At 73.5% G+C, this 1,063-nt stretch carries 1 protein-coding gene; it reads right to left on the minus strand.

Going from position 1 to position 1,063, the window contains the following annotated elements:
- A partial coding sequence (gene ptsP, locus QQK43_RS23135; RefSeq protein WP_284309634.1) for a phosphoenolpyruvate--protein phosphotransferase occupies positions 1-1,063 on the minus strand: 1,063 nt, incomplete at both ends.

Below are 1,063 nucleotides of genomic sequence, written 5' to 3' on the forward strand. Positions count from 1 at the left end.
CCGCGCCAGTTCCTGCAGCTCGGCCAGGCTGTGGCGGCGCAGCAGCGCCTTCACGGCGGCGATGTCGACAACGCTCATGCTCAGCTCCTGCACGCCCAGGCCGGCCAGCAGCGCGGCGCCCAGCGGTTCGCCCGCCAGGCCACCACACACGCCGACCCAGCGGCCGTGGCGGCGCGCGCCGGCCACCGTCTGCGCGACCAGGCGCAGCACGGCCGGGTGCAAGCTGTCGGCCATGCCAGCCAGTTGCGGGTGCTGGCGGTCCACCGCCAGGGTGTACTGCGTGAGGTCGTTGGTGCCGATGGAGAAAAAGTCCACGTGCGGCGCCAGGCGGTCGGCCATCAGCGCGGCCGAGGGCACCTCGATCATGATGCCGACCGGAATCGGGCGTCCGCCCTGTTCGGGCGCCAGGCCCAGCGACTGCTGCACCTCGGTCAGGCGCTCGCGCAGGCGGCGCACCTCGTCCACCGTGCTGATCATGGGGAACATCAGCGACAGCGGCCCTTCCTGCGCCGCCCGCACCAGGGCGCGCAGTTGCGGCCGCATCAGGTCGTCGCGCTCCAGGCACAGGCGGGCGCCGCGCAGGCCGAGGAAGGGGTTGTCTTCCACCGGCAGGTTCAGGTGCGGCACCTGCTTGTCGCCGCCGATGTCGAGCGTGCGCACGATCAGCGGCCGCCCGTCCAGCGCCCGCACCATCTCGCGGTAGACGGCGTACTGCTCGTCCTCGTCGGGCACGTGCTCGCGCTCCAGGAACAGGAATTCGGTGCGCATCAGGCCCACGCTTTCGGCGCCCTGGTCGAGCGCGCGCGCCACCTGGTCGGGGCGGTTGATGTTGGCCGCGATCTCCAGCCCGTGGCCGTCCAGCGTAGCGGCCGGCTGCAGGCGGTTGCGCGCCTCTTCGGCCTGGCGCCGCGCCAGCCGCGCGATCATGGCTTCGGCCTCGGCCAGCGCCGCGTCGGTGGGGCCGATGAACAACTGGCCGCGGAAACCATCAAGGATGGCGCGTTCGCCCGCCGGCGCGGCCAGCACGCCCGGCCCGGCGGCCACCACGGCGGGCAGCCCCAGC

It is taken from the genome of Hydrogenophaga electricum, from assembly GCF_030160815.1.
Taxonomy (GTDB): Bacteria; Pseudomonadota; Gammaproteobacteria; order Burkholderiales; family Burkholderiaceae_C; genus Hydrogenophaga; species Hydrogenophaga electricum.